At 63.0% G+C, this 24168-nt stretch carries 21 protein-coding genes and 1 tRNA gene; 8 read left to right on the forward strand and 14 right to left on the reverse strand.

Annotated elements, in window-relative coordinates; translation table 11 throughout:
* Nucleotides 1-31: 31 nt before the first annotated feature.
* The 5 genes from LMTR3_RS05025 to LMTR3_RS05045 all read right to left on the reverse strand — a co-directional run bounded on the left by LMTR3_RS05025 (nucleotide 32) and on the right by LMTR3_RS05045 (nucleotide 3568).
* A complete protein-coding gene (locus tag LMTR3_RS05025; RefSeq protein ID WP_065743977.1) occupies nucleotides 32-400 on the reverse strand; it encodes a hypothetical protein in 369 nt (122 codons plus the stop codon).
* 81 nt (nucleotides 401-481) lie between these two features.
* Entirely contained in the window at nucleotides 482-805 is a 324-nt protein-coding gene (locus LMTR3_RS05030) for a hypothetical protein (RefSeq protein WP_065743978.1), read from the reverse strand.
* On the reverse strand, nucleotides 802-1122 hold the full coding sequence (locus tag LMTR3_RS05035; RefSeq protein WP_065744049.1) for a hypothetical protein: 321 nt from the start codon (nucleotides 1120-1122) through the stop codon (nucleotides 802-804). Before LMTR3_RS05035 ends, LMTR3_RS05030 begins: the two co-directional genes overlap by 4 nt.
* A gap of 173 nt (nucleotides 1123-1295) precedes the next feature.
* Nucleotides 1296-3275 carry a sodium:solute symporter family protein gene (locus LMTR3_RS05040; RefSeq protein WP_065743979.1) on the reverse strand — a complete coding sequence of 660 codons (1980 nt, stop codon included), beginning with the start codon at nucleotides 3273-3275 and terminating at the stop codon, nucleotides 1296-1298.
* Nucleotides 3276-3289: 14 nt separating this feature from the next.
* Nucleotides 3290-3568: a DUF4212 domain-containing protein gene (locus tag LMTR3_RS05045; protein WP_065743980.1), complete on the reverse strand. Its 279-nt coding sequence runs from the start codon at nucleotides 3566-3568 to the stop codon at nucleotides 3290-3292.
* A 279-nt stretch (nucleotides 3569-3847) separates the two neighbouring features.
* Here LMTR3_RS05045 and LMTR3_RS05050 point away from each other — a divergent pair, with 279 nt between their 5' ends.
* From LMTR3_RS05050 to LMTR3_RS05065, 4 genes are all read left to right on the forward strand, one after another.
* Nucleotides 3848-4456, forward strand: a complete 609-nt coding sequence (locus LMTR3_RS05050; protein WP_065743981.1) for a hypothetical protein — start codon at nucleotides 3848-3850, stop codon at nucleotides 4454-4456.
* A 72-nt stretch (nucleotides 4457-4528) separates the two neighbouring features.
* Entirely contained in the window at nucleotides 4529-6661 is a 2133-nt protein-coding gene (locus tag LMTR3_RS05055) for a DUF294 nucleotidyltransferase-like domain-containing protein (protein ID WP_065743982.1), read from the forward strand.
* A 252-nt stretch (nucleotides 6662-6913) separates the two neighbouring features.
* Complete coding sequence (locus LMTR3_RS05060) at nucleotides 6914-7585, forward strand: response regulator (RefSeq protein ID WP_065743983.1); 672 nt, start codon at nucleotides 6914-6916, stop codon at nucleotides 7583-7585.
* Between the two features lie 54 nt (nucleotides 7586-7639).
* Nucleotides 7640-8176 (forward strand): REP-associated tyrosine transposase, encoded by a 537-nt coding sequence (locus LMTR3_RS05065; protein WP_065743984.1) that lies wholly within the window; start codon nucleotides 7640-7642, stop codon nucleotides 8174-8176.
* A gap of 60 nt (nucleotides 8177-8236) precedes the next feature.
* On the opposite strand, the gene LMTR3_RS05070 is transcribed toward LMTR3_RS05065, so the two are convergent.
* The 6 genes from LMTR3_RS05070 to LMTR3_RS05095 all read right to left on the reverse strand — a co-directional run bounded on the left by LMTR3_RS05070 (nucleotide 8237) and on the right by LMTR3_RS05095 (nucleotide 18134).
* Nucleotides 8237-11746, reverse strand: a complete 3510-nt coding sequence (locus tag LMTR3_RS05070; protein WP_065743985.1) for a hybrid sensor histidine kinase/response regulator — start codon at nucleotides 11744-11746, stop codon at nucleotides 8237-8239.
* Between the two features lie 111 nt (nucleotides 11747-11857).
* Entirely contained in the window at nucleotides 11858-13087 is a 1230-nt protein-coding gene (hemA, locus tag LMTR3_RS05075; protein ID WP_065743986.1) for a 5-aminolevulinate synthase, read from the reverse strand.
* 202 nt (nucleotides 13088-13289) lie between these two features.
* A complete protein-coding gene (locus tag LMTR3_RS05080; protein ID WP_065743987.1) occupies nucleotides 13290-14351 on the reverse strand; it encodes an MBL fold metallo-hydrolase in 1062 nt (353 codons plus the stop codon).
* 160 nt (nucleotides 14352-14511) lie between these two features.
* The gene (locus tag LMTR3_RS05085) at nucleotides 14512-16638 is read right to left on the reverse strand and encodes a methyl-accepting chemotaxis protein (RefSeq protein ID WP_065743988.1); all 2127 of its coding nucleotides are present in this window, start codon (nucleotides 16636-16638) and stop codon (nucleotides 14512-14514) included.
* 228 nt (nucleotides 16639-16866) lie between these two features.
* Entirely contained in the window at nucleotides 16867-17592 is a 726-nt protein-coding gene (locus tag LMTR3_RS05090; protein WP_065744050.1) for an outer membrane protein, read from the reverse strand.
* Nucleotides 17593-17813: 221 nt separating this feature from the next.
* Nucleotides 17814-18134, reverse strand: a complete 321-nt coding sequence (locus LMTR3_RS05095; protein WP_065743989.1) for a helix-turn-helix domain-containing protein — start codon at nucleotides 18132-18134, stop codon at nucleotides 17814-17816.
* Nucleotides 18135-18235: 101 nt separating this feature from the next.
* Here LMTR3_RS05095 and LMTR3_RS37320 point away from each other — a divergent pair, with 101 nt between their 5' ends.
* Nucleotides 18236-18469: a hypothetical protein gene (locus LMTR3_RS37320; protein WP_141686474.1), complete on the forward strand. Its 234-nt coding sequence runs from the start codon at nucleotides 18236-18238 to the stop codon at nucleotides 18467-18469.
* Between the two features lie 16 nt (nucleotides 18470-18485).
* On the opposite strand, the gene LMTR3_RS05100 is transcribed toward LMTR3_RS37320, so the two are convergent.
* Together LMTR3_RS05100 and LMTR3_RS05105 are read right to left on the reverse strand one after the other, a co-directional pair.
* Nucleotides 18486-19949: a GH1 family beta-glucosidase gene (locus tag LMTR3_RS05100; RefSeq protein WP_065744051.1), complete on the reverse strand. Its 1464-nt coding sequence runs from the start codon at nucleotides 19947-19949 to the stop codon at nucleotides 18486-18488.
* Nucleotides 19950-19961: 12 nt separating this feature from the next.
* On the reverse strand, nucleotides 19962-20933 hold the full coding sequence (locus LMTR3_RS05105; RefSeq protein ID WP_065743990.1) for a glycoside hydrolase family 16 protein: 972 nt from the start codon (nucleotides 20931-20933) through the stop codon (nucleotides 19962-19964).
* A 302-nt stretch (nucleotides 20934-21235) separates the two neighbouring features.
* Between LMTR3_RS05105 and LMTR3_RS05110 the strand changes: the two genes are divergently transcribed.
* Both LMTR3_RS05110 and LMTR3_RS05115 read left to right on the forward strand, forming a co-directional pair.
* Nucleotides 21236-22279, forward strand: coding sequence for an HD-GYP domain-containing protein (locus LMTR3_RS05110; protein ID WP_065744052.1), 1044 nt, complete (start codon nucleotides 21236-21238; stop codon nucleotides 22277-22279).
* A gap of 336 nt (nucleotides 22280-22615) precedes the next feature.
* Nucleotides 22616-23380: a Crp/Fnr family transcriptional regulator gene (locus LMTR3_RS05115; RefSeq protein ID WP_065743991.1), complete on the forward strand. Its 765-nt coding sequence runs from the start codon at nucleotides 22616-22618 to the stop codon at nucleotides 23378-23380.
* 126 nt (nucleotides 23381-23506) lie between these two features.
* Here the strand turns inward: LMTR3_RS05115 and LMTR3_RS05120 are convergent.
* Nucleotides 23507-23581, reverse strand: a tRNA-Thr gene (locus LMTR3_RS05120).
* A gap of 319 nt (nucleotides 23582-23900) precedes the next feature.
* On the opposite strand from LMTR3_RS05120, the gene LMTR3_RS05125 reads away from it, so the two are divergent.
* The gene (locus LMTR3_RS05125; RefSeq protein WP_349643789.1) at nucleotides 23901-24119 is read left to right on the forward strand and encodes a hypothetical protein; all 219 of its coding nucleotides are present in this window, start codon (nucleotides 23901-23903) and stop codon (nucleotides 24117-24119) included.
* Nucleotides 24120-24168: the final 49 nt, after the last annotated feature.

Consider the following 24168-nt stretch of genomic DNA (forward strand, 5'->3'; position numbering starts at 1 on the left):
GGCCCGGACTGCTGCGCGGCTTTTGTCTCGGCTAAAGTCCGATCGCCGAGAATAACAGCGCAGCGGTCCACATCACAACGGAGATGAGGGCGGTCCAGCGCGCGCACAGCAAATACGTCTCCCGCATGAGCGTCGAAACCATCTTCTGCGCAATCGCTTGGGGCGGGCGGCTTTCTTTGGGCAGATAGAGCCACATCTCGGTCCGGCGATGGTCCTTGGTTCTGGCTTCGCGGGCCTTCAGGACAAGGACAAGCGTCATCGCCATGGTCAGAAACCCTCCGGCCTGAAAGGCGGCCCGCGGAATGAACGACAGGGCGATCATGACGCAGAAGATCGCAAGCGACGAAAAGCCGCATGCGCGCAGCACCGTTTGATAGGCAAGACGGCGCATCTCTTCCATGCCGGCGCTACTCCGTCGTTCGCAAGCAAGCGGTTCAACGTAGCGGCTAGGCCTCCCGCCCTCAACCTCGGAGCCGGCCGGCTAGAGACCGACCTGGAGAAAATTGCCCACGGCGGGCAGCGTCAGTAGCGCAGTCCCGGCAAGCCAGATCCAGAGTGACACGTGGTTCGATTCCGAGACGCCGGTGACCCGCTCGTAAATGGCCGCCGGGACTCCGCCGAGAATGACGGTTGCGGTCGAAACCATCAGCGAAGCGAACATCAAGGTCAGCGACAGGTTCCCGAACAGCAGCGGACCTGCCAGCGGCTTGACGTATAGCAGCGCGAAAATCAACCAGAGCTGGTTGAATATGCCGTTGATCATTCCGAAGAATGCGATGCCGATGAAGTAGAAATTGCGGTTCATGATGTCGCTCCGCCGACACGGGGAGCGAGATCGAGCAGCAGCAAGGTGTAGTGAAACCCGACACGCAGCCAGAACAACCAGACGAAGCCAAACAGCCACAGCAACACCGGAGCGGTGATTTTCGGCGTGACTATCGAGACCACAGCAACGACGGGATCGGTGACCCGGCAGAAAAACCGCCAGATGTAATTCGGCGAATCCGCGTCGACCATCAGGCCGAGCAGGACGCGGCCGAGCATGGTGTACATCAAAGCCGCGAGCGCAAAATTCGGCAGATGGAAATACCAGTAGGCGGCCAGCGAACTTGAAGTACCCAAAGTCGGACTCTCCCTGGTCTGCGCGAGCAATCGACGACGGCGATAGTGTGATCGCGACGATGGGCAACAATGGCAAGCGGCGGTTCTCCCCGCAAGCCGGTTCAGTCACGGTCTTGCCAAAACAAAACGGGGCCCTCGTGAGGGCCCGTTTGCCGAAATGTGTAGCAGCGTTGCTAGGTCGTCTTCTCCTCGAGCACCGTCCTGCCTCGCGGCTTGCGGATGTCGTCGACATAGGCCTGCATTTCCGCCGACGGCTCCCTGCCGAGCTTGCTGACGATGTAGATGACAGCAAAGCCGAGCGGAGCGCCCAACAAGCCGCAGGCGATGTTAGTCAGGTTGAACCAGCCGACCTTGTTGGCCAGCGGGTGCGCGAGCGTCGGGAAGCTTTCCATGGCGTTTGGCAGCGCCATGGCCTTGGCGATATCGACCAGCGGCGCCCCCGTTGCCGCGTTCAATAGCGACGTCATGCCGAAGTACTTCACGCCCGCGCCCGGGAAGTACCGGGTCGTGACGAGATAGAACAGGCACAGTCCGAAGCCGGCGATGATGCCGCAGACTGCCCCGGTTGCTGTCGCGCGCTTCCACCACACGCCCATCACGAGTGCCGGGAAATTGCCGGCCATCGCCAGCGAGAATGCCCAGCCGACCATGGCCAGGATATCGCCGGGCTTGGTCGCAGCCGTCGCGGCCGCAACCACGGCGACGATCAGCAGCAGGATGCGGGCGATGATCAGCCGACGATGGGTCGGCGCGTTGGGGTCGATCATCTTGTAGTAGACGTCGTGGGAGAGTGCGTTGGCGATGGCGAGCAGCAGCCCGTCAGCGGTCGACAGCGCCGCGGCGAGACCGCCAGCCGCCACCAGGCCCGAGATCACGTACGGGAGTCCCGCGATTTCCGGCGTGGAAAGCACGATCACGTCCGTATTGATGACGAAGTCCTGCAGTCTCACGACCCCGGGATGACCGGCGATCGCCTTGCACGCTGCGACGACCGCATCGATGCTGCCTGCGTTCTTGCCGCAGATCTGGATCAGCCCAAGCTCACCCCAGTTGAACAACCACGGGCGAATGGCCGTCAGATCCCGTCCGATGATGTTGGTGTAGACCTCCAGCTTCGAGAACGCCGCGTAGGCCGGCGCCGAGAAGTACAGCAGGAAGATGAACAGCAGCGACCACGCGACCGATTGGCGCGCTTCGCGCACCGACGGGGTAGTGAAGTAGCGCATCAGGATGTGCGGCAACGAAGCCGTGCCGACCATCATGCACATGATGATCGCGAAGAAGTTGAGTGGGGTGTAGTTGAAGAAGGGCTCAATGTGCGGCTTCAGCGTTGCGGCCGTCGTCAGGCCGGTCGCCAGCATCTGCTGCTCGCGCGCGGTGATATCCGCAATTGCCTGTCCGTACGTGAGCTCCGGAATCGGGAAGCCGTAGTTTTTGGTGGACAGGATCACGATCGGCGTCAGGTAGGCGATGATCAGCACGATGTACTGGGCCACCTGGGTCCAGGTCACCGCCCGCATGCCGCCCAGCATCGAGCAGACCAGGATGCCGACAAGTCCGGCAAAGACGGCGATTTCGAACTGCATGCCGAGGAAGCGCGAGGCAATCAGGCCGGTGCCGTAGATCTGCGCCGTCACATAGGTGAAGGAGCAGGCCACCAGCACGATCACGCCGAGCGCACGGGCGAAATTGCCGCCGTAACGGAACGCAAGGAAGTCGGGAACGGTATAGGCGCCGAACTTGCGCAGGTACGGTCCGATCAGGATCGAAACCAGCACGAAGCCGCCGGTCCATCCCAGCACCCATGCCAGGCCGTCATAGCCGAGCAGGAACAATGTGCCGGCCATACCGACGAACGATGCCGCGGACATCCAGTCGGCGCCGGTCGCCATGCCGTTGTAGAGTGCAGGCACGCTGCGGCCGGCGACGTAATATTCGGACACTTGCGCCGTGCGCGAGAGAATGCCGATGATGGCGTAGACCGCGAGCGTGAAGAACACGAACAGATAGCCGAGGATCTTGTTCGGGACCCCGACCTGTTCGAGCACGGCGAGCAAAATGACGAAGGCGAGAAAGCCGCCGGTGTAGATGCCGTAGACTTTTCCGAGATTATTGAGAAAGTCGGAACTGCCGCCTGAAGTTCTTGTAGCCATGTCCGATGCTCCCCTTAATCTTCCTCGGCGAAGCCGAATTCGCGGTCAATCTTGTCTTGCTGTCTCGCGAACATGTACAGCATGACCACGAACACAATGAGTGAGCCCTGTGCGGCCATGTAGAAGCCGAGCGGGAAGCCCAGAACGGGAATGATGATAGCGTTGAGCGGCTTCACGAACATGTGGATGACGAAGCCGAAGAAGAACCAGACGCCGAGATGCGTGAACATCAGGCGAGAGGTCTTCGCCCAGTGCGCCTCTTCTCTCTGTTTCAGGTTTGCAGAATCAGCCATCGGTTGCGTATCCTCCTCAAGACACCGGTCAGCAAAGCCGGGATTGAATGATCGAGGGGATTGCAATCCCGTAGTACGGCGTCCCCCCTTTGCCGCTGTCCCAACCGACTCTTTGGCGGTTTGGGATGGGAACTTCTAACATCCCGAATGGCCAGCCTTAATAATACTTTCGGGGGGTAGAGCCTGCTAATGACGATGCTGCGTTGGAATCATTGGACTTTGCAGGTACCCGATTTTTCGTACAAGCTGACCTCAAGCTAGCCGCGGGACTGGAATGCAATGAAGCTGTTCGAAAAACTGTTTCGTCCCCGTCCGCCGATTCGCGACCGTGGGGCACTCGCGGACTTCGTCGATGCGCAGTCGGCGTTCATCGTGCAGAAGGGCATCTACGAATATTCGCGCGCCCGCGCAGGCCATTACGCCAAGGTGCTGTTTGCCGAGGAAGGCTTCGCCAAATCGGTCGAACACGCACGCTGGCAGGCCTTTCCGCTCGGGCTGTCGATGGTCGGCGAGACGGTAGATGTCGTATTGCGTCCGCACGCCGGGGAAGAGCGCCGGGCGGTGCTCGACCAGATCATCGCGGTCGTGCTTTCGGTGTTCGACCGCTATCCGGTGCCGCCCTCGATCGGCGAGGCCGCCTGGCAGGAGGCGCGGCGCGAACTGGCGCATCGGCTCGACCTGGTCGGCGGGCACGCGCCCAAGCGGGTGATGGACATTCCCGAACCGCTGGCCGAGAGCTACTTTGCCATGATGCCGATCCACGAAAAGCTGCGCGGGCGCGATTTCGCCACCACGCGCAACTACCTGCGCGTCAGCCTGTGCAACATCCATGACGAGTTGGTCGATCGGATCGATGCGCCTGCCGTGACCAGCGCACTGCTTGAATAGGGCGTCAGGCACATTGCCAACGCCAGGCTTGTCGACCGGCATCCACGGTGCGGCGGCGAGGGGAGGAGGCTGATGGACAGGGCGGCTGGCAGTGTCCCGCTGTTGTCACTCGACGCCGTTGTCATCGACGTCGAAACCACCGGGCTCGATCCACGCAAGGCGCGGGTGATCGAGCTTGCCGGCGTGCGGCTCACCGCTGGAAAACTGGTTGCCGACGGTTCGTTCCGTCAATTGGTTCGGCCGGCCGGCGAGACAATACCAGCCGAGACGACATGCATCCATGGCATCGACGATGCCATGGTGGCCGGCTCGCCGCGTTTTTCGGAGGTTTGGCCGCGCTTCGACGCGTTTGTCGGTCGGGCCGTCGTCGTCGGGCACATGATCGGTTTCGATCTCGCGATGCTGAAGCGCGAATGCGAACTGGCGGGGTTGCCATGGTCGCGGCCCCGGACGCTCGATACCAGGTTACTTGCGGAGATCGCCGCGCCGGATCTGGCCGGCTATGAGCTGGAGAAGCTCTCGGCCTGGCTCGGCATCGACATGGTCGACCGGCATTCTGCGCTGGGCGATGCGATCACGACGGTGCGGATATTCCTGGCGCTGGTGCCGAAGCTGCGCGAACACGGCATCCGGACCGTTGCCGAAGCCGAACGGGCCTGTCGCGCGCTCACCGCCGTGCTCGACGATCAAGTGCGCAGCGGCTGGATCGAGGCAGTCGACGCAGCGGCCCGCCTCGATTCCGAGCAAACCCTGAAGCGCTTCGACAGCTATGCGTTCCGCCACCGCGTCGGCGGCATCATGCGGACGCCGGCGATCTTCGTCCCGCCGGATGCCACGGTCGGCGAAGCGCTGGCGCAAATGGCGGACGAGAAGATATCGGCCATTTACGTGCGCGGACTGCCGCCGGGCCCGGAAGTCAGGGCGGCTGAGGCGGGTATCGTGACGGAGCGCGATGTGCTGCGCGCCGTCTCCCGGCTCGGTGCCCAGGCACTGCAGCGGCCAGTCGCTGAGATCATGAGCACGCCGCTGGCAGCGGTCCCGGCGGATGCGCTTGTCTATCGCGCGATCGCCCGGATGAATCGTCTCAAGACCCGCCATCTCGGTGTTGTCGACGACGCCGGCCACGTGGCCGGTGCATTGTCGACGCGCGATCTGCTGCGCCTGCGCGCGGGCGATGCCATATCGCTCGGCGAGGAGATCGACGATGCAGGCGACGCGCATGCGCTGTCGGCGGCCTGGGCGCAGTTGCCGCGCATCGCGCGAATGCTTCTGGCGGAAGGATTGTCCGGTCGCGATATCGCCGAAGTGATTTCCCTGGAACTGGGCGCTCTTTCCCGCCAGGCCGCGGTGATCGCCGAGCGGATGATGCGGGAGAGCGGCCGGGGCGGGCCGCCGTGCGAGTATGCTCTGCTGGTGCTCGGATCGGCCGGACGCGGCGAAAGTCTGCTGGCGATGGATCAGGACAATGCCGTGATCTTTGCGCACGGCGACCCTGATGGCGAGGAGGATCGCTGGTTTGCCGAACTCGGGACGCATGTCGCCGATATCCTGCACGAGGTCGGCGTGCCCTATTGCAAGGGCGGCGTCATGGCGAAGAACGCGCTTTGGCGCGGCTCGGTGGCAACATGGCAGGATCGCGTCGACAAGTGGATCACACGTTCCAGTCCCGCCGATCTGTTGTCCGTCGATATCTTCTTCGACCTGCGGGCGGTTAACGGCGACGGCGGCTTTGCCGTCTCGGTGCGTCAGGCGGCCTTCGCGGCGGCCGAAGGCCAGGTCGCGTTTATCAAACTGTTGGTCGAGAACGTCAGCGTTCCGGCGAGCCTGAAATTTTTCGGTGGGATCCGAACGGTCGCCGGCCGTATCGACCTCAAGGCGGCCGGACTGTTTGGTCTCGTTGCATGGGTGCGCGCGATGGCAATCCGCTATCACGTCATGGAGCGGTCGACGTCGGCGCGACTGGGCGGCGTGAAGGCGAGGGTTCGGGCCAGCGAGAGCGATCTCGATGCGCTTGGCGAAGCGCAGGGCACCTTTCTCGATCTCATCCTGTCGCAGCAGGTTGAGGACATCGCCCACGGCATCCCGCCATCCAACGCGGTTGCCGTGAAGCGATTGTCCAGCCGCGACCTCGATCGGCTGCGTACGGCGCTTGCTGCGGTTTCCAACATCGATGAGCTCGGCCGCGACCTCCTGTTCAAGGATTGACGCAAAGTTTCTTTTCGAAAGCGAAGCAATTTTTTCCGAGTTCCCTGTAGGCTCGGCCGGCCCGCCCCAAATCTCCAGTTGTTCATATTTTTTGCGTTGCACCATTCGAAGGAAATCGGTGCCGATTAACTGCTTTTGCGCGACGCGGGAAAGGTTGCCTTGCAAGTCGCTTCCTGACAGTGGACAATCAAATTGCTGTCAATCAGCAACGACTTGCATGCTTTCCCGACCTCTTGTCGGTGCCCGGAACAGATGATTGCTGCCAATACCCACCTCGTCATCGCCGATGACCATCCGCTCTTTCGCGACGCTCTGCGGCAGGCGGTTGCCAGTGTCGTGGCTTCGGCCGCCGTCAGCGAAGCCGGCACGTTCGACGAACTCACCGCGCTGCTCGAGCGCGATTCCGACGTCGACCTGATCCTGCTCGATCTCACGATGCCGGGGATTTCGGGCTTCTCGGGGTTGATCTACCTGCGGGCGCAATATCCGGCGATCCCGGTGGTGATCGTATCGGCAAGCGACGATGCGGGCACGATCCGGCGGTCGCTCGATTTCGGCGCCTCCGGCTTCATCCCCAAGCGCTTCGGCGTCGAGACGCTGCGCGATGCCATCATGAAGGTGATGGAGGGAGATATCTGGGTGCCGCCGGACACCGATCTCTCCTCGGCCACCGACCCCGACATGACACGGCTGCGCGACCGCCTGGTGACGCTCACCCCGCAACAGGTGCGCGTGCTGATGATGCTGTCGGAGGGGCTGCTCAACAAGCAGATCGCCTATGAGCTCGGCGTCTCCGAAGCGACCATCAAGGCGCACGTCTCGGCGATCCTGCAAAAGCTCGGCGTCGAAAGCCGTACGCAGGCGGTTATTGCGGCCGCGAAAATCTCCGGCGGCCAGTGGCGCCAGGGCACGCCGACGACTTAGACCGTAGGATGGGCGGAGCGCAGCGATACCCATCACCTCGCTAAGCGTGTGCGCATGACCAGCTATCGCCGCAATTTCATTGCCGGAGGCAGTTTCTTTTTCACGGTCAATCTAGCTGACCGCCGGCTACAATTGCTAACCGAAAATATCGATGCACTGCGGACAGCCTTCCGCGAGACGCAACGGCGCCATCCGTTCGCGATCGATGCGATCGTTGTGTTGCCTGACCATCTCCACACGGTCTGGACCCTGCCGGAGGGCGATGAGGATTTCTCCACGCGGTGGCGACTTATCAAGACATCCTTCTCCCGGAAGCTTCCTTTGGGCGAGCCGATCTCAAGCAGTCGTATCGCCAAAGACGAACGCGGTATCTGGCAGCGACGCTATTGGGAGCACACGATTCGCGACGAGATCGATTTTTCGCGTCACATCGACTACGTTCACATCAACCCTGTCAAACATGGCCATGTGAAACGTGTCAGCGATTGGCCATATTCGTCGTTTCATCGCATGGTGAAAAACGGTGTCTATCCAGAGGATTGGGCAGGCGATGCTTCCGGCCTCGACGGGGAGTTTGGCGAGCGGCGTTGAATACGTCGCGAGGTGATGGGTATCGCTGCGCTCCACCCATCCTACGGTCTCGCAATTCGGCTACTCCGCCGCCACCATCTGCTGCGCCCGCCACTGGCCGAGCAGGGCGCGGAGCGATGCCGGCTTGACCGGCTTGTTGAGGATCGCGATGTTTTCCTCGCGCGCGGCCGCGCGGACGTTGGGGCTGCGGTCGGCCGTGATCAGGATGGCGGGAATGTTTTCGCCGAACCGGCGGCGGATCTCGCGGATCGCGGCAACGCCGTTGCCGCGGTCGAGATGATAGTCGACCAGAAGGCCGGTCACGCTGTGGCCGGACAATTCGATCGCAGCTATCGCGGCTTCCGGGTCAGCTACCGCGATCACCTCGGCGTTCCAGGCCGTCAGCAGCGTCTTCATGCCGTCCAGGATCGCCGGATCGTTCTCGATGCAGACGATCAAGGCGCCACTCATAGGCATCTTGGAAAGCGGCGTCGCGCTGGTGACGGCGTGGGTGTAGTTGACCGCCTTGGCGACCGGCACGGTCACCGAAAATACCGAGCCGCCGCTGACGTTGGCGTCGATCGCGATGCCGTGGTTGAGCACACGCGCCAGCCGCTCGACGATCGATAGACCAAGGCCGAGGCCGCGGGCGATCCGCGCGCCCTGCTCGAGGCGGTGGAACTCCTTGAAAATCTCGCCGCGCTTCATCACGGGAATGCCGACGCCGGTATCGTAGACGGCGATCTGCAAGGATTGTCCGTGGCGGCGGCAGCCGACCAGCACGCGCCCGCGCGGGGTGTATTTGATCGCGTTGGAGATGAAGTTCTGCAGCAGCCGCCGCAGCAGCGAGCGGTCGGATTGCACCGGCAGCGAGCAGGGGACGAAGGTCAGCTCCAGCCCCTTGGCGCGGGCGATCGGCGCAAACTCGATCTCCAACGAGCGCATCAGGTCGGCCATCTTGAAGCTCGAGATCGAGGTCGTCATTGCCCCCGCATCGAGCCGCGAAATATCCAGCAGCGCGCCGAGGATCTCCTCGATCGCCTCCAGCGAGTCGTCGATGTTCTCGACCAGGCGGGAATCTTCGCCGCCGTTCTGCCGCTCGACGAGGCTCGTGACGTAGAGCCGCGCCGCATTCAGCGGCTGCAGGATGTCGTGGCTGGCGGCCGCCAGGAACCGGGTCTTCGAGATGTTGGCGTCCTCGGCGGTGCTCTTGGCCTGCGCCAGTTCGGAGTTCAGGCGCGTCAGTTCCTCGGTGCGATCGCGCACGCGCTTTTCCAGCGTCGCATTGGCGCGTTCCAGCGCCTCGGCGGCCTCGAAGCTCGGGGTCACGTCGGAGAAGGTGATGACGAGGCCGCCGCCCGGCATCCGGTTGGAGCGGACCTCGATCACCATATGGCGATCGGCCAGGCGCTCCAGATAAGGTCTGCCCTCGGTGGTGTACGCCTCCAGCCGCCGCGTCAATAGCGCATCGGGATCGTCGGCGCCGGACGCACCGACCGCGCCCATGAATTCGAGGATTTCCTGCAAGGGAATGCCGAGCTGCACGAGGTGCGGCGGCAGCGCGAGGATTTCGCCAAACTGGCGGTTCGAGCAGATCAGTTGCAGATCGGCGTCGAACACCGCGATGCCTTGGCGCACATGGTTGAGCGCGGTCTGCAGGATCTCGCGGTTGAAATGCAGCGCGGCGTGCGAATCGTCGAGCAGCTTCAGCGCGGCCTTGGCGGAGACGGTGCGCTTGCGCAAGAGAAGCGACATCACGAGGCGCGAGGAGGCCGCGCCGATCGAGGAGGCGATCAGGCGCTCGGCGTATTGCAGCAACTCGAAATCGGCAGGTGCCGCCGGATCGAGGTTGCCGGGATGACCGGCCGCAAAGGTCTCGAAGGCCTGGGCCGCGCGCTCGGGGCCGAGATATTGCGCCACCGTGCTCTGGATGTCCTGCACGGTCACGGTCGTGCGCCAGCGCCGGAACGTCGGGGCGATCGGCGCCAGCGTGTTCGGCACGAACAGGTCCGCCTGCAGCCGTTCGATCGAGGACGGCTGGCGCGCGATCGACATCAGGACGTAGGTCAGGATGTTGAGCGCGAGCGACCAGAACACGCCATGCATCAGCGGTGGCAGGTCGGTGCCGAGCAGCGCCTGGGGACGCAACGCCACGATGCCGAACGGTCCCTGCTGCAACAACAGAAGGCCGGCAGTGCTGTTCTCCAGGAAACTCGGCAGGAACAGCGTGTAGAGCCACACCGCGACGCCGACCAGCATGCCGCCCATCGCCCCGCGTGCGGTCCCCTGGCGCCACAGCAGGCCGCCGAAGAACGCCGGCGCGAGTTGCGCCAGCGCCGCGAACGACAGCAGGCCGATCGCCGCCAATTGGGTGTTGCCGAGCGCGCGGTAGTAGAAATACGCCATCACCATGATGGCGAAGATCGCCAAGCGCCTAATCTTGAGCAGGAAGTCGCCGAAATCCTTGCTGCCGTAGCGCGCCCCGGGACTTCCCTTCAGCACCATCGGCAGCACGATGTCGTTGGAGACCATGATGGAGAGCGCGACGCATTCGACGATCACCATCGCGGTCGCGGCCGACAGGCCGCCGACGAACACGGCAATGCTGAGCAGCGCGGAATTTGCCTCGATCGGCAGCGCCAGCACATACATGTCGCTGTCGACGGCGCCGAACGGGAAGGTGACGAGACCGGCGATCGCGATTGGAATCACGAACAGGTTGATGGCGATCAGATAGAGCGGAAACAGCCAGCGGGCGCGATTGACCTCCTCGAGACTGGAATTCTCGACCACGCTGACGTGGAACTGTCGCGGCAGCAGCATGATCGCGCAAAACGACAACAGCGTCATGGTCAGGAAATTGCCGATCGACGGCACGTAGCTGATGGCGCGCACTGCCTCCGGTGTCTTCATCGCGCGCTCGATCAGTTCGACGGGCGTGAACATCCAGAAGGTGACGAAAGCGCCGGCGGCCATAAAGGCCACCAGCTTGACGATGGACTCGGTGGCGATTGCCAGCATCAGGCCGTGCTGGTGCTCGGTGGCGTCGGTCTGGCGAGTGCCGAACAGCACCGCAAATGCCGCCATCGCGAGCGTAACGACCAGCGCGATGTCGCCGATCAGCGGCATCGATGAGAACAGCTTGTCCTCGGTCAGGATCGTCTCCAGCGACGATGCCACCGCCTTGAGCTGCAGGGCGATGTAGGGCACCGAACCCACGATCGCGATAACGGCCACGGTGGCGGCGACCGCCTGGCTCTTGCCGTAGCGCGCCGCGATGAAGTCGGCGATCGAGGTGATGTTCTGCGACTTGGCGAGCTGGATCACGCGCCGCAGCAGCGGCGTGCAAAGCCCGATCATCAGGATCGGCCCGACATAGATCGCAAGGAAGTCGACGCTGGTGCGGGTGGCGAAGCCGACCGAGCCGAAAAAGGTCCAGGACGTGCAGTAGATCGCGAGCGACAGCGGATAGATCAGCATGCTGGCGCGGCCGCGCTGGCTCGGCGACAGGCGGTCGCCGTAGCTCGCGACGACGAACAGCAGTCCGATATAGGCGAACGCGGTGGCGATTACGCCCCAGTCGTGCAGCATCGCTGCTTCTCTCCCTTCCAGGCCAGGGAACCGGAAGCCGGACTATAAACGCATTAAGCCGGCGGCGCACCGCGCCACCGGCCCAATCTGCTTGAATTCAGAGGGGTAGGGTTACTCGGCCGCCAGCGATTTCTGCCTCACGGGCAAGCCGAGGCGTTCCCAGACCTGCAGCAGCGCTTCGGCGAGCCGATCGATCAGCCCGTCATCGTGGTAGGGCGAGGGCGTGATCCGCAGCCGCTCGGTGCCCTTGGCGACCGTCGGATAGTTGATCGGCTGGATGTAGATGCCGTGCTCTTCCAGGAGGATGTCGGAAGCCTGCTTGCACTTCTCGGGATCGCCGACGAACAGCGGCACGATGTGGGTGTCGCTCGACATCACGGGCAGCCCTGCGGCGGTGAGGATCGCCTTGACGCGGGCGGCGCGGTCCTGGTGGCGCTCGCGTTCCCAGTTCGAGGTCTTCAGATGCCGGATCGCAGCCGTTGCGGCCGAGCAGATCGCCGGCGGCAGCGCGGTGGTGAAGATGAAGCCCGGCGCGTAGGAGCGGACCGCGTCGATGATCTCGGCATTGCCGGCGATATAGCCGCCGAGGCAACCGAACGCCTTGGCGAGCGTGCCTTCGAGCACGTCGATGCGGTGCATGACGCCGTCGCGCTCGGCGATGCCGCCGCCGCGCGGGCCGTACATCCCGACCGCATGGACCTCGTCGACATAGGTCATGGCGCCGTATTTCTCGGCGAGATCGCAGATTTTCGACAGCGGCGCGACGTCGCCGTCCATCGAATAGAGGCTCTCGCAGGCGATCAGCTTGGGCCGGTCGGGGCCTGCAGCGATCAAAAGTTCCTCGAGATGGGCGAGGTCGTTATGGCGGAAGATCTGGCGCTCGCAGCCGGCCTGGCGGACGCCCTCGATCATCGAATTGTGGTTCAGCGCGTCGGATAGGATGAGGCAGTTCGGAATGAGCTTTGCGATCGTCGAAATGCCGGTCTGGTTCGACACATAGCCCGAGGTGAACAGCAGCGAGGCCTGCTTGCCATGCAGGTCGGCCAGTTCCTGCTCGAGCTGCACCAGCGGATGATGGGTGCCGGCGATGTTGCGGGTGCCGCCGGCGCCGGTGCCGACGCGGGTCGCGGTTTCGACCATGGCGCCGACCACTTTGGGGTGCTGGCCCATGCCGAGATAGTCGTTGGAGCACCAGATCACGACATCGCGCTTGCCCTTCGGCGAGTGCCAGACCGCATGTGGGAAACGGCCCGCGATCCGCTCGAGGTCGGCGAAAACGCGGTAGCGCCGCTCGTCATGCAGGCGATTGAGGGCGGCGTGGAAGAATTTGCTGTAATCCATCACAAGACCTGGAACGGAACCGGCCGTATTGGCGTGGGGCCTTTTTAGAGCCTTTCCAGCTTTGATGTCCATGCGAATTCCCACATTTCGGCGCGCCTCCGGAATGCTACTTAGCCGGAGCAAATGTTGATCCGGATCAACGCGCTAGGCGAGTAGCGGTCCGCATGGCTGCACCGTCCGGCGTGGCTTTGGTGGCTGCGTTTCAGGTCGTGCGGAACCGCAGCACGCCGTCGCTGGCCTCGCAGGTCAGCCGTCCCTCGACCAGCATGTAGTTGACGTGGGCGACCAGTTCGCCGGCGGCGAAGCCCATCTGGTGTTCGTCCAGCACGTGCTTGTGGAACACGACCGGCACCAGCTCCTTCGAGGTCTGCGGCACCTCGCGGCAGGCTTCCGCGATCAGCCGGCAGCGATCCTCGTGATGGTCGGCGAGCTGCTTGATGCGGGTCTTCAGCCCGTAGAACGGCACGCCGTGGCCGGGCAGCACCATCACGTCGTACGGCAGCGTGGTGGTGAGGCTCGCCAGCGAAGCCAGATATTCGCCGAGCGAGTTCTGGTCGGGCTCGACCGCCCAGACGCTGACATTGGGCGAAATCTTGCTCAGCACCTGGTCGGCGGACAGGAATAATTTGTCGGCGGCGCAGTACAGCATCACCTGGTCGAGCGCGTGTCCGCCGCCGGTGATCACCTTGAAGCGGCGGGTGCCGATCACGACCTCGTTGCCATGCGAGATGCGCCGATAGGACGGCGGCAGCACCGAAACCCGCTTCAAATAGTCCTGCCCGCGGCCGAGCAATTTGTCGGTCAGGCTCTCGTCCATGCCGTGGCGACGGAAGAACAACCGCTGCGCGTTGCGCCGCTCCTCGGTGCCGCGATTCTGGTGATAGACCGATTGCAAATATTCGACCTGCGACATCTGCAGCGGGCAGTCGAAGCGCTCGACGATCCACCCGGCGAGACCGACGTGATCGGGATGCGAATGGGTGACGATCAGCCGCGTGACCTTCACATGCCGCAGCGGGCCCTCGAACAGGGTGGTCCAGGCGGCGATGGATTCCTCGTTGCCGAAGCCGGAATCGACCATCGCCCAGCCATCGCCATCGGCGAGCAGGTAGATGTTCACGTGGTTGAGCCGGAACGGCAGCTTGAGGCGGACCCAGAGCACGCCGGGTACCACCTCGACGACCTGATCGTGGCCCGGGTGGCTTTCGAAGGGGTACCGCAGTGCCTCGGCCGAGGACTGCACCGTGTCGGTTTTCGAATGCATGCTACCGGCTTAGCGGTAGAGGCGGCGCCGCGCTAGCCGAAAAACGGGCTGGCTGTCATTCCGGGATGGTGCGCAGTGTGCCGGCTACTTTGCATGGGGTTGTTTTCGCATTTTTTGTCGGCCAGGCTCGCGGCCGCGGGCCGCCGCCCGGCACATTTGGCTATGCGGCCCTGATATTCGACAGGAACGCGTCGATCTCCTCGCGCAGCACATCGGCCTCGCGGCGCAGCGCGCCGGAGGCGGTCAGCACCTGGCCGGCGGCGGTTCCGGCCTGCGCCGAGGCGGTGGAGACGCCGACGATGTTGCTGGAGACTTCGCTGGTGCCGCCGGCGGCATGCTGGATGTTGCGCGCGATCTCGCGCGTCGCCGCACCCTGCTCCTCGACCGCCGCCGCGATCGCGGTGGTCACCTCGTTGATCTCGCTGATCGTGTTGCTGATGTTGCGGATCGCGGAGACCGCGGTCTCCGTCACCGTCTGCATGCTGACGATCTGCTGGCGGATCTCGTCGGTGGCCTTCGCTGTCTGGTTGGCGAGGCTCTTTACCTCGGAGGCGACCACGGCAAAGCCGCGGCCGGCATCGCCGGCGCGTGCCGCTTCGATGGTGGCGTTCAGCGCCAAAAGGTTGGTCTGCGAGGCGATGGTCTGGATCAGGTCGACGACCACGCTGATCCGCGCCGCGTTGTCCGCGAGCCCCTGCATGGTGGCGTCGGTCGCACCGGCGTCGTCGACCGCCTTGCGGGCGATCTCCGCCGAGGTGATGACCTGGCGGCCGATCTCCTCGATCGAGGAGGACAATTCCTCGGTGCCCGACGATACGGTCTGCACATTGGCCGAGGTCTGCTCGGCGGCGGTCGCAACTGCGGTCACCAGCGCGCTGGACTGGTCGGCGGTCGCCGACATGCTTTGCGCGGTCGATTGCATCGAGCCCGCCGCGGTCTGCAGGCTGTCGAGCGCGGTGCGAACGGTGCTTTCGAACTCGACGATGCGGGCTTCCATGCGGGAGGCGCGCTCCGACTTGGCGATGCGGTCCTTGTCCTGCTCGGCGGAGAGCGCGCGGCTCTGGATCATGCTCTCGCGGAACACCTGCAGCGAATCCGCCATGACGCCGATCTCGTCCTGGTGGTGGGTCTGATAGACCTCAGTTTCGAGGTCGCCGCTGGACAGCAATTGCATCGAGTGCTGCAGGTTGCTGATCCGCCGCAGGATGTTGCGGCCGACATAGAGCCAGACGAACAGGATCGAACCGACCAGCGTCGCCACGCCGAGCGCGAGCATGATCATGGTCCCGAACGAAATCTCCTGACGCGCCTGCCAAGCCGCAGCGTCGGTTTCCTTCTGCACGCCATCGACCAATTGCTGCACGCTGATGCCGAGGCCGACATTGAGCTTGCGGGTTTCCTCCAGAATGGTCTGGCCGAAATCGTCCGCGTCGAGCTCCTGCTGGCGGACCTTGAAGACGCCGGTCTTGCCGTCGGCAAGTGCCAGCAGGTCCAGGGTCGCTTTGCGGACGACATTCATCGCCGTGGTCGTGGGCAGCTTCTCGACATTCGACCTCACGCGCGCCTGCGCGGTGCGGAATTCCTTCCCGATGGCCTCCAACGTATCGCCGCTGGTGGCCGACAACGCGGCGATCATGTCGAACGCCATCAGATTGCCGCTCGCGGCGATGTCGGCGAGCTGGTCGGCCGTCCTGTGGGCCTTGATGGCGTCGGCCTGCGAGAAGTTAGGAGCGGCGTAGATGCTGTAGAGTTCGGTCTGGGCGTCGATCGCCGCAGGGCCTGCGGCGGCAATGAAGCGCCGTTGAGCCTTTCGAACCGCTTCGTACAGTCTTTCGTGCTGGGCGGCCAGTTCGAGCCGCTCGCGCGCGGCCGCGCCGAGGCTCTTGATCACCTCATCGATGTTCTTCATGTTCTCGTTGAGCGCGGCAACGACCGCCTTGTCGGCGCCGAGTTCGACGATCACGCCGAGCTTCTGCAGCGCGACCGCCTGGGTCTCCTTCATTTTCATGGTGCGATCGTTCAGCGCCTGCTCGCTGCGCGCAGCCAGCAGCGCCGGCCCCTGGCTGGCGAGGCTCGCGCTCTGCGCCGAGAGTTGCAGGCTGGCGGCGAGGCGGGGAATATCCCGTCCGCTCAAGTCCACCATGGTCCCGCCAAGCCGCCCGAGCATCAGTCCGGCACCGGCAGAGATGATGATCGCCATGCCGGCGATGACGGCGAAGGCGGCAAACAGACTGCCCCTGACGCCGAAGCGGAAACCTTTGACTTGCAATTTGGATCGTAACGCCATCTGCCCGCTGCCCCGTCCACGCTACCTTGGGATGTTTCGGGCGGCAGTATCGCGATACCCGGTTAACAAGTTTGGAAAACCGGAGCTTTTTTCGCCATAATTTTAGCGGCAGACGTTTGCCACTGGATTTTTCCGTATTCCGGAAAACGCAGGCGAATGAACAAAACGCACAAAAACAAAAAAGGCCGGCGTGAAAGCCGGCCTTCTGCAATTCTCAGTTGAAAGCGCTCAGTAGCGTGCCGCGACGGGGCTTGCGAAGTTGAAGCGATAATTGACGCCGAGCTTCAGCGTGTGGTCGTCGTTATGGAAGCTTCCGAACGGCGCCAGCGCCGCAGGGGAAACAAAGCGGCTGCTGCCGAAGTCGTAATACATGTATTCGCCTTTGACCGACCAGTTCGTGGCGAACATGTATTCGAGGCCGGCGCCGACGGTGTAGCCGTGGCTGTGGTTGCCGTCGAGCAGGAAGGGGATCGGCGCGCCGGCGAGCGTCAGCCTCTCGCGGTTGTCGGAATAGGCGTAGCCGCCTTTGACGTAGAGGAGGCCCGCACCCCAGGTGTAGCCGATGCGGGCAGTGACCGAGCCGAGGCCGCGCTGATCATTGGTGTAGACGTAGGCGCCGGGGAAGGTGGCGTTGAGGTTATTCTTGCCGAGCCAGGAATACTGGCCCTCGGTGCCGAGCACCCAGTTCGGCGCAAACTGCCAATCGAGGCCGGCCTGAACGCCGCCGAGCAGTCGGGCGCTGGAGTCGCTCAGCACCGCGCCGTTGAAGTCGTGGCTGCCACTGAAGGCGCCGCCGAGATGGCCGCCGATATAGAAGCCGGTCCATTGAGCGGCGACCATCGCCGGCGTGTAAACGGGCTGCTTGTAATAGCGTGCGCCGAGGTCGGCGCCGAGGGCGGGCGCGGCGGCGGTGAGGGCTGCAAAGGCCACGAGGGCGGCGAGAATCTTCTTCATTTTTGCTGTCTCCGAAAACCGTTCGGCGACACCGCGTGCCGGCGTCATCCATGGCCACGCAGATAGACAGCTTTTATCTAAAATGCTGTCACTCCCGGGTGACAGCGGGCTGTAACCCAACCCATTGGCGGACAAACGTTTTTTGTACTTAATGAAGGCCTAATCAAAGGTAACGAAAGGCTTAATTTTCGCTAGCTCCGCAAGTCTCAGGCAAGTTTTCCTTAACCAATGCGGCGGCGCACGTCGCTGCGCATCTGCTCGCGGAAGGCTTGCCGCCGCGCCGGGCGATCTTTCGCTGGCACGTCGTGGCGGTCGAACACGTTGAACATATCGAGGATCGGGTAGTGGTCGCTGGCCATCGCCAGGATGCGCAACAGCTCCGCCACCGGCCCGGTCGGACCGGTGACCTCCCATTTACGGATCGTGTCGGCTCCGTCGGAGCCCGGCAACCCGCAGAGCTTGGCCATATCGGCCACCGACAGTGGCTGGCCGATGGCCTCACCGAGATGCTGGCGAAGTTTCTTCAGTTCGGCTCCGGTCACGGGTTCTCCATTACAAATCGACATCTGTGAAGTGCGTCACACACCAGATCAGGCCTGGGGACTATACGCAGCCTATTAGGTTTCCTGATAGGAGGTAACCAATGCGCCGATTGCTTGAAAGCCTTACCCCCCAGGCCCGCCAGATTTATTGGAAATGGGTTGGCGGCATGTTCGCCTTTTATGTCGTGCTGATGGTCACGGCTGCAGGCGTATTCGTCAGTCACGATTCAACGCGCAAGCTGGCGCATGAACCCGCCGCGACTGTGGCAATCGGCGGCAAGCAGCGCTTGGTCACCGAGACCCCGGCGTCAATCCGGCAGGCCGCGAGGTATTGAGGCCGGCTACCGGCGTTCAGACGCCGATCGCGTTTCGCGCTACCACGTCGCGATAGAAGGCAACGCTCAGTTTCGGCGTCCGGCGCTGCGTCTCGAAGTCGACGTGGTAGAGCCCGAAGCGCTTCTCGTAGCCATAGATCCATTCGAAATTATCCATCAGGCTCCAGAGGAAGTAGCCGCGGACCGGCACGCCCTCCGACGTCGCGCGCTGCAATTGCCGCAAGTAATTGCGCAGATACATGATGCGATCGAGGTCGTAGACCTGACCGTCGGCGCGAAGCTTGTCTTCCGACGAGGTGCCGTTCTCGCTGATATAGATCGTCTCGATGTTCCAGACCTTTGCCGCCAGCCGCGGCGCCCAGTAGATCGTTTCCGGCCCCACACGCAGCCATTCGGAATTCATGTGCGGGAAGGAAGCGGGAAACGGCAGCACGCTCCAGCCCGGCGCTTTGTCGGAAGCGGCGATGTAGAACTGCGGCGCGTAGATGTTGAGGCCGACGAAATCGTTCGGCTGCGAAATGATCTTCAATTCCTGATCGGTGAATTTCGGCGCGTTCTTGCCGGCGAACTGCAGAAAGCCGTCGGTATATTTGCCTTCCAGGATGACGCCGAGAAAGCCCGAGTTCAATTCGCGCGTCGCTATCTCGGCTGCGCGAACGTTTTCCGGCGTGTCGAACGCCGGCACGCAGGCCGCGATGTTTTCGGCCGGTCCCACTTTGGTGCCCTTGCGTCCATGGGCGCGGATCGCCTGCACGGCGAGGCCATGCGCCAGCGCCACATGGTGGCGGACCTGGTTGACCTCCGCATCGGGCAGTTTGAGCCCGGGGGCATCGATGCCCCATCCATAGCCGAAATTCACGAACCTTCCGGCTTCGTTGATCGTGAAGATCGACCGGACGCGATCCGTGATCCGCGCTGCCACATGGCCGGCATAATCGCTGAACGCTTTTGACGTTTCGCTGGATCGCCAGCCGCCGACCTTGTCCTCGAGCGCCTGCGGCAGGTCCCAGTGATAAAGCGTCCCGTACGGCTCGATGCCGTTCTTGAGGAGTTCGTCGACGAGCCGGTCGTAGAAGTCGAGGCCCTTGGGGTTCGGCTTGCCCGTTCCTTCCGGAAAAACGCGCGGCCAGGCGATCGAAAACCGGTAGGCCCTCGCGCCCAATTCCCTGATCAGGCCGATGTCTTCCTTGTAGCGATGATAGTGTTCGTTGGCGCGGTCGCCGCTGGTGCCGTCCTCGATCTTGCCTGATGTGTGCGAGAACGTATCCCAGATCGAACGGCCGCGGCCGTCTTCGTTCACGGCGCCCTCGATCTGATAGGCCGACGTCGCGGTGCCCCAGACGAAGTCTTTCGGAAAGCTCGCCGGCGCGGGCCGGTCGGATGCCGGTTGCGCGGCGGCATCGGCTGGCGCGGCAGCAATGCCCAGCGCGGACAAGCCCGCAAGCTTTGCAAAATGCCGGCGCGAGAATTTTCCGAACATCATCGTCTCCGGTCAGCGTTCGTCGATTTGGTAGGCGGATATGCTGTCGATCTCGAATGCGACAATATTGGGAGATTCGCCATCGACGAATCCCACGCCCTCGAGAGTCTTCGAGCCCATAGCCAGGTTCACGATCATGTACATGGGTTCGTGGAAGCCGACCGGGACCTTGATCTCGGAGACCGGCTGTCGGTCTATGAAATAGGTTATGCGATCCGGCTGCCACAGCACGCCATAGTCGTGGAACGCGGTCGGGGCGTCCGGCACAATGAAGTCAAACCCGCAGCGTTCCACGCGCTGCGTCTCCGGTATCCGCCAATGCGTCGTCATCACGATGTCGCCCGGCCGTTGCCCGCGGCCTTCCATGATGTCGACTTCCGGCGGCCAGCCGCCGTCATCGGCGAGCATCCAGAATGCCGGCCACACGCCGGTGCCGACCGGTATCTTGGCGCGGATTTCGAAATATCCGTACTTCTGGGCAAACCGGCTCTGGGTCGTCAGGATGCCCGAGATATATTCATTGTTGAACAGCACGGTCTTCAGCGCTGGCGGGGTCCGGCTGGCGACGATCGAGAGAACGCCGTCCTTGACCTTGAACGGATCGAGGCCGAGCGGCGTTGTTTCGCGCCCGCCATAACGCGGATCGACATAGATCTGCTGTTCGCCATTGTAGCTGGTCTTGCGCCTGAAGTCGGAGCCCTCGCCACCCCAGTAACGCGCTTCCGGCCAGGCAGCGCCGCCGGCGTAGTAGGGCGCCCATCTTTCATCCAGCAGCGGATGGGTATCGAAATCGTCGTGGAAAGTCCGGTGCAGGGCTACCGATGCGAACGATGCGGGGTTCGGCGCCTCGACGCGGCGGCAGCGCTCGCCGAGCATGGCGGTCGCAACCTGCAGCGTGAGTTTGGCCGTTGCCCCGGCGAGATCGGCCTGCGCCAACGCTGGCCCGGCAAACAGGCTGCCCATCGCGACCAAAGCGCACAGCATCAATCTCTCGGTCCGCCGTTCCCTTCGCGACGACAGGAGATCATTCACGGACGATGCCCTCGATCTGACGGTCTGCGGACGAACGGCGTGCGTACCTCGTTTGAGGTACGTAGTTATACGAGGTGGATACTTAACGGCAAGGTAGCCCTGATGTCCCAGAATGAGGTGCGTTGGAGCGCCTGATGCCGATGGCGCCGAGTGAGGGCTCGGCCTTTCGAACCATCGATCGTTCAATTTGTTTTCAGTTCTCCAAGATTGAGAGACGGTTTCTTCAATATTGGCGCGTACGGACTTTTCTCGACATGCTCGTCTACTATGTCACAGACGAACCGACGAAGTTGCCTGCAGTTCGCGCGATGTTCGAGCCGCAACACGCCGTGGTGCCCTGGTTGCTGGGCGGCGACGGCACCCGGCTCAGGTCGCATGGCGTGCTGATGGTCGACGTCGACCTGCGGCAGATGCCGCGCGTCGATCGGCTCAGGCTCATATTGCAGGACCTCGCCGGCATTCCCGAAAAACTGTTCGTCGTTCACAATCTCTCGCGCTCGATGGTAGCGCAGGCCTATGCGCTCGGCGCGACCGCGGTCCTTTCACGCGCCAAGGAAGCAATTCCCAAGGTTGCGCAGATCGAAGCGGTGGAAGCGGCCGCGGAGGACAAAGCTGCGGTTCCGGCATCGGAGATGGACGAGGGCGTGGCCGCCTTCGCCTCGATGTTTTCGAATGTGCGCCTTGGCAGGCCGGTGAAAGTTGCCGATGCGAAGCGTGCGACGTCGAAGATCATCCAGCGCGTCGGGCAGGATGGCCTTTCGGCATGGCTTGACGAGGTGCGCCGCTATCACGAGGGCACGTTTCAGCATTGCCTGCTCGTCACCGGCGTCGCGGTCGGCTTCGCGCTCGATATCGGGTTTTCCGGCACAGACGTATCGCGGCTCGGAATGGCGGCGACCCTTCACGACATCGGCAAGGCGCGCATCCCGCTGTCGATTCTGGACAAGCCCGGGCGCTTGGACCCTGACGAGGAGGAGATCATCAAGCGCCATCCCGCGATCGGATATGAACTGTTGAAGGGCGTGTCCGGCATCAGCCCGGAGATTCTGGACGGCGTGAGGCACCATCACGAATATCTTGACGGCTCCGGCTATCCAGATGGACTGAAGGCCTCGCAGATTTCCGATCTGGTCCGGTTGCTGACGATCTCGGACATCTTCGCCGCGCTCATCGAGTCGAGGTCGTACCGGCCGCCCATGGCCCGGCCCGCCGCCTACCAGATCCTGTGCGGCATGGAGGGCAAGCTGGAAGGATCGCTGGTCAGGGCGTTCCGCAATGTCGCACTGGGGCCGGGATGAGGTTGCGTTAGATTGCCCATACGGACAGTTCCCGTATCGGCGGGGCCGCCAGCACAATGAACCGGTGGCTGACCTTAGCGGAACTCGATCAGCGGTCCTGAAGGCTGGTGTCGAAGCGGTTCCCCGATCGCCTGCGACGCCGCATCAAAGGTTCGCCGTACCTTTACCGGCGTGGCGCGGTAGGGTACTCAGCAAGTATCGTATCCAAGATGGCTGCTCAAAGCCGGCACGATGCACGATGAAAGTGGAGTTGGTGGCGGCACAGCGCAGAAGACATTCCTGCCAAAGACTTCCCAGGAGATCTGCGTGTTCTTCTGAGGGACGAAGTCTCTCGTGATGGGCCGTCCGGCGAGCGCCGGTAATCGCCTTCTCATGGCGTTGCCGCCGGCAGACCTCGCGTTGCTCGCCCCTCATCTCCAGAAGGTGTCGCTCGAACAGGACGCCGTGGTGATACGAGCGGGAGATCGACGCCACCATGTTTACTTTCCCCATAGCGGGGCCATCTCCTTCATGCTCGGCCTTCCGAACGGAGAAACGATCGCAACCGCGGTAATCGGGCGCGAGGGAGCGATCGGGGCATTATCGGTGCTGGGACCCTCTTTCTTGTCCTCCGTGACCGCGGTCGTGCGGGTGGCCGGCACCGCCTCGCAAATCTCCGTGTCGCGGTTTCATGCAGCCTACATGGAGAGCGGCGCCATCAGACAGGTGGTCGAGGCGCACACGAGGTCGATACTCATGCAGTTCCAGCACGTCTCAGCCTGCAACGGACTGCACTCGGTCGAGGCCCGCATGGCCCGGTGGCTGCTTCATCTGCACGATCGAACCGAGGGCAACAACATCCTGGCATTAACGCAGGGCACGCTTTCGCAGTTGCTCGGGGTGCGACGAACGACCGTGACGCAGGTGATTGCCAAACTCCGCGCCTTAGGCGCCATCAGATCCGCTCGGCGGGGCTTGGTCGAAATTGACAGGCCGCGGCTCGAGGAGGCTACCTGTGAATGCTACGACATCATACGTTGTGCAACCGATCGGATCGTCCCGCATGAAGCCGTGAGGTCGCACCCGCATTTTGCATCGGCCGACAAACTCCACGGTGTATGATCGGTTTTAATAACCTCCTACAGACGGCCGCGACGGCGAGCAAGAAATCGGCAATGTTCGAGGAAGCGAATGACCGCTCGCAACCCGACGCGCGGAAGCCTTGTGGCTGATCTTTCAGGGAAGAGCTGGTGCTGCCAGACAGGATTGAACTGTCGACCTCTCCATTACCAATGGAGTGCTCTACCACTGAGCTACGGCAGCATGCCCGGTGTTCAAGGAATCGGCCCTAAAGGCCCCTACAGGCGGCCGGTTCTTGCCACAAGGGCCGTTCTGGTGCAAGCGCGCGGACAGGCTGAGAAAGCACCAAAATGGGGTAAAAATCGTCCCGACGATCAGGACCAGGAGCAATTGGGCTACTTCGGGCCTCGCACCGGTTCCCGACCTTGCCTTGAGCGGCCGAATCCTGGCTTCCGCTACTTGTCGCGGGGTTCGGGATCGTGGCAGGCCGGGCGCGATTGCGGCATGGCTGATCGAAAGCGGCTTCGAATGGCGGCGTCCTTGGCGCTGTTTTGAACAAGGCATGTTCGGCGGACTGACGATGAAGGGTGATGAAGACAAGAGCGCAGGAAAGACCGGCGCGGATGTGAAGGATTCACGACGCGACCGGCTGAAGCTGGCGCTGCGCGAAAATCTGAAGCGGCGGAAGTCGCAGGCGCGTGGGCGCAGCGATCCCGGCGCATCTTCCGAAAGCCCCAATGCGTCCCTAGATGACGCCAGCGGAGAAAAGCCGGGCCAGTAGCGTAGAGGGAATCCCCGATCGCTCGCCGGGCGGCCTGACAATTCTTTTG

The organism is Bradyrhizobium sp. LMTR 3, from assembly GCF_001693485.1.
Taxonomy (GTDB): domain Bacteria; phylum Pseudomonadota; class Alphaproteobacteria; order Rhizobiales; family Xanthobacteraceae; genus Bradyrhizobium.

What these genes read in the sequence shown, in the direction of transcription:
- LMTR3_RS05060 (WP_065743983.1), top strand. Translation starts at nt 6,914, where the DNA reads ATGATTGCTGCCAATACCCACCTCGTCATCGCCGATGACCATCCGCTC.
- LMTR3_RS05065 (WP_065743984.1), top strand. Translation starts at nt 7,640, where the DNA reads ATGACCAGCTATCGCCGCAATTTCATTGCCGGAGGCAGTTTCTTTTTC.
- LMTR3_RS37320 (WP_141686474.1), top strand. Translation starts at nt 18,236, where the DNA reads ATGCGCCGATTGCTTGAAAGCCTTACCCCCCAGGCCCGCCAGATTTAT.
- hemA (WP_065743986.1), bottom strand. Translation starts at nt 13,087, where the DNA reads ATGGATTACAGCAAATTCTTCCACGCCGCCCTCAATCGCCTGCATGAC.
- LMTR3_RS05125 (WP_349643789.1), top strand. Translation starts at nt 23,901, where the DNA reads ATGTTCGGCGGACTGACGATGAAGGGTGATGAAGACAAGAGCGCAGGA.
- LMTR3_RS05030 (WP_065743978.1), bottom strand. Translation starts at nt 805, where the DNA reads ATGAACCGCAATTTCTACTTCATCGGCATCGCATTCTTCGGAATGATC.
- LMTR3_RS05055 (WP_065743982.1), top strand. Translation starts at nt 4,529, where the DNA reads ATGGACAGGGCGGCTGGCAGTGTCCCGCTGTTGTCACTCGACGCCGTT.
- LMTR3_RS05085 (WP_065743988.1), bottom strand. Translation starts at nt 16,638, where the DNA reads ATGGCGTTACGATCCAAATTGCAAGTCAAAGGTTTCCGCTTCGGCGTC.
- LMTR3_RS05105 (WP_065743990.1), bottom strand. Translation starts at nt 20,933, where the DNA reads ATGCTGTGCGCTTTGGTCGCGATGGGCAGCCTGTTTGCCGGGCCAGCG.
- LMTR3_RS05070 (WP_065743985.1), bottom strand. Translation starts at nt 11,746, where the DNA reads ATGCTGCACGACTGGGGCGTAATCGCCACCGCGTTCGCCTATATCGGA.
- LMTR3_RS05115 (WP_065743991.1), top strand. Translation starts at nt 22,616, where the DNA reads ATGGGCCGTCCGGCGAGCGCCGGTAATCGCCTTCTCATGGCGTTGCCG.
- LMTR3_RS05110 (WP_065744052.1), top strand. Translation starts at nt 21,236, where the DNA reads ATGCTCGTCTACTATGTCACAGACGAACCGACGAAGTTGCCTGCAGTT.
- LMTR3_RS05045 (WP_065743980.1), bottom strand. Translation starts at nt 3,568, where the DNA reads ATGGCTGATTCTGCAAACCTGAAACAGAGAGAAGAGGCGCACTGGGCG.
- LMTR3_RS05025 (WP_065743977.1), bottom strand. Translation starts at nt 400, where the DNA reads ATGGAAGAGATGCGCCGTCTTGCCTATCAAACGGTGCTGCGCGCATGC.
- LMTR3_RS05100 (WP_065744051.1), bottom strand. Translation starts at nt 19,949, where the DNA reads ATGTTCGGAAAATTCTCGCGCCGGCATTTTGCAAAGCTTGCGGGCTTG.
- LMTR3_RS05040 (WP_065743979.1), bottom strand. Translation starts at nt 3,275, where the DNA reads ATGGCTACAAGAACTTCAGGCGGCAGTTCCGACTTTCTCAATAATCTC.
- LMTR3_RS05080 (WP_065743987.1), bottom strand. Translation starts at nt 14,351, where the DNA reads ATGCATTCGAAAACCGACACGGTGCAGTCCTCGGCCGAGGCACTGCGG.
- LMTR3_RS05090 (WP_065744050.1), bottom strand. Translation starts at nt 17,592, where the DNA reads ATGAAGAAGATTCTCGCCGCCCTCGTGGCCTTTGCAGCCCTCACCGCC.
- LMTR3_RS05050 (WP_065743981.1), top strand. Translation starts at nt 3,848, where the DNA reads ATGAAGCTGTTCGAAAAACTGTTTCGTCCCCGTCCGCCGATTCGCGAC.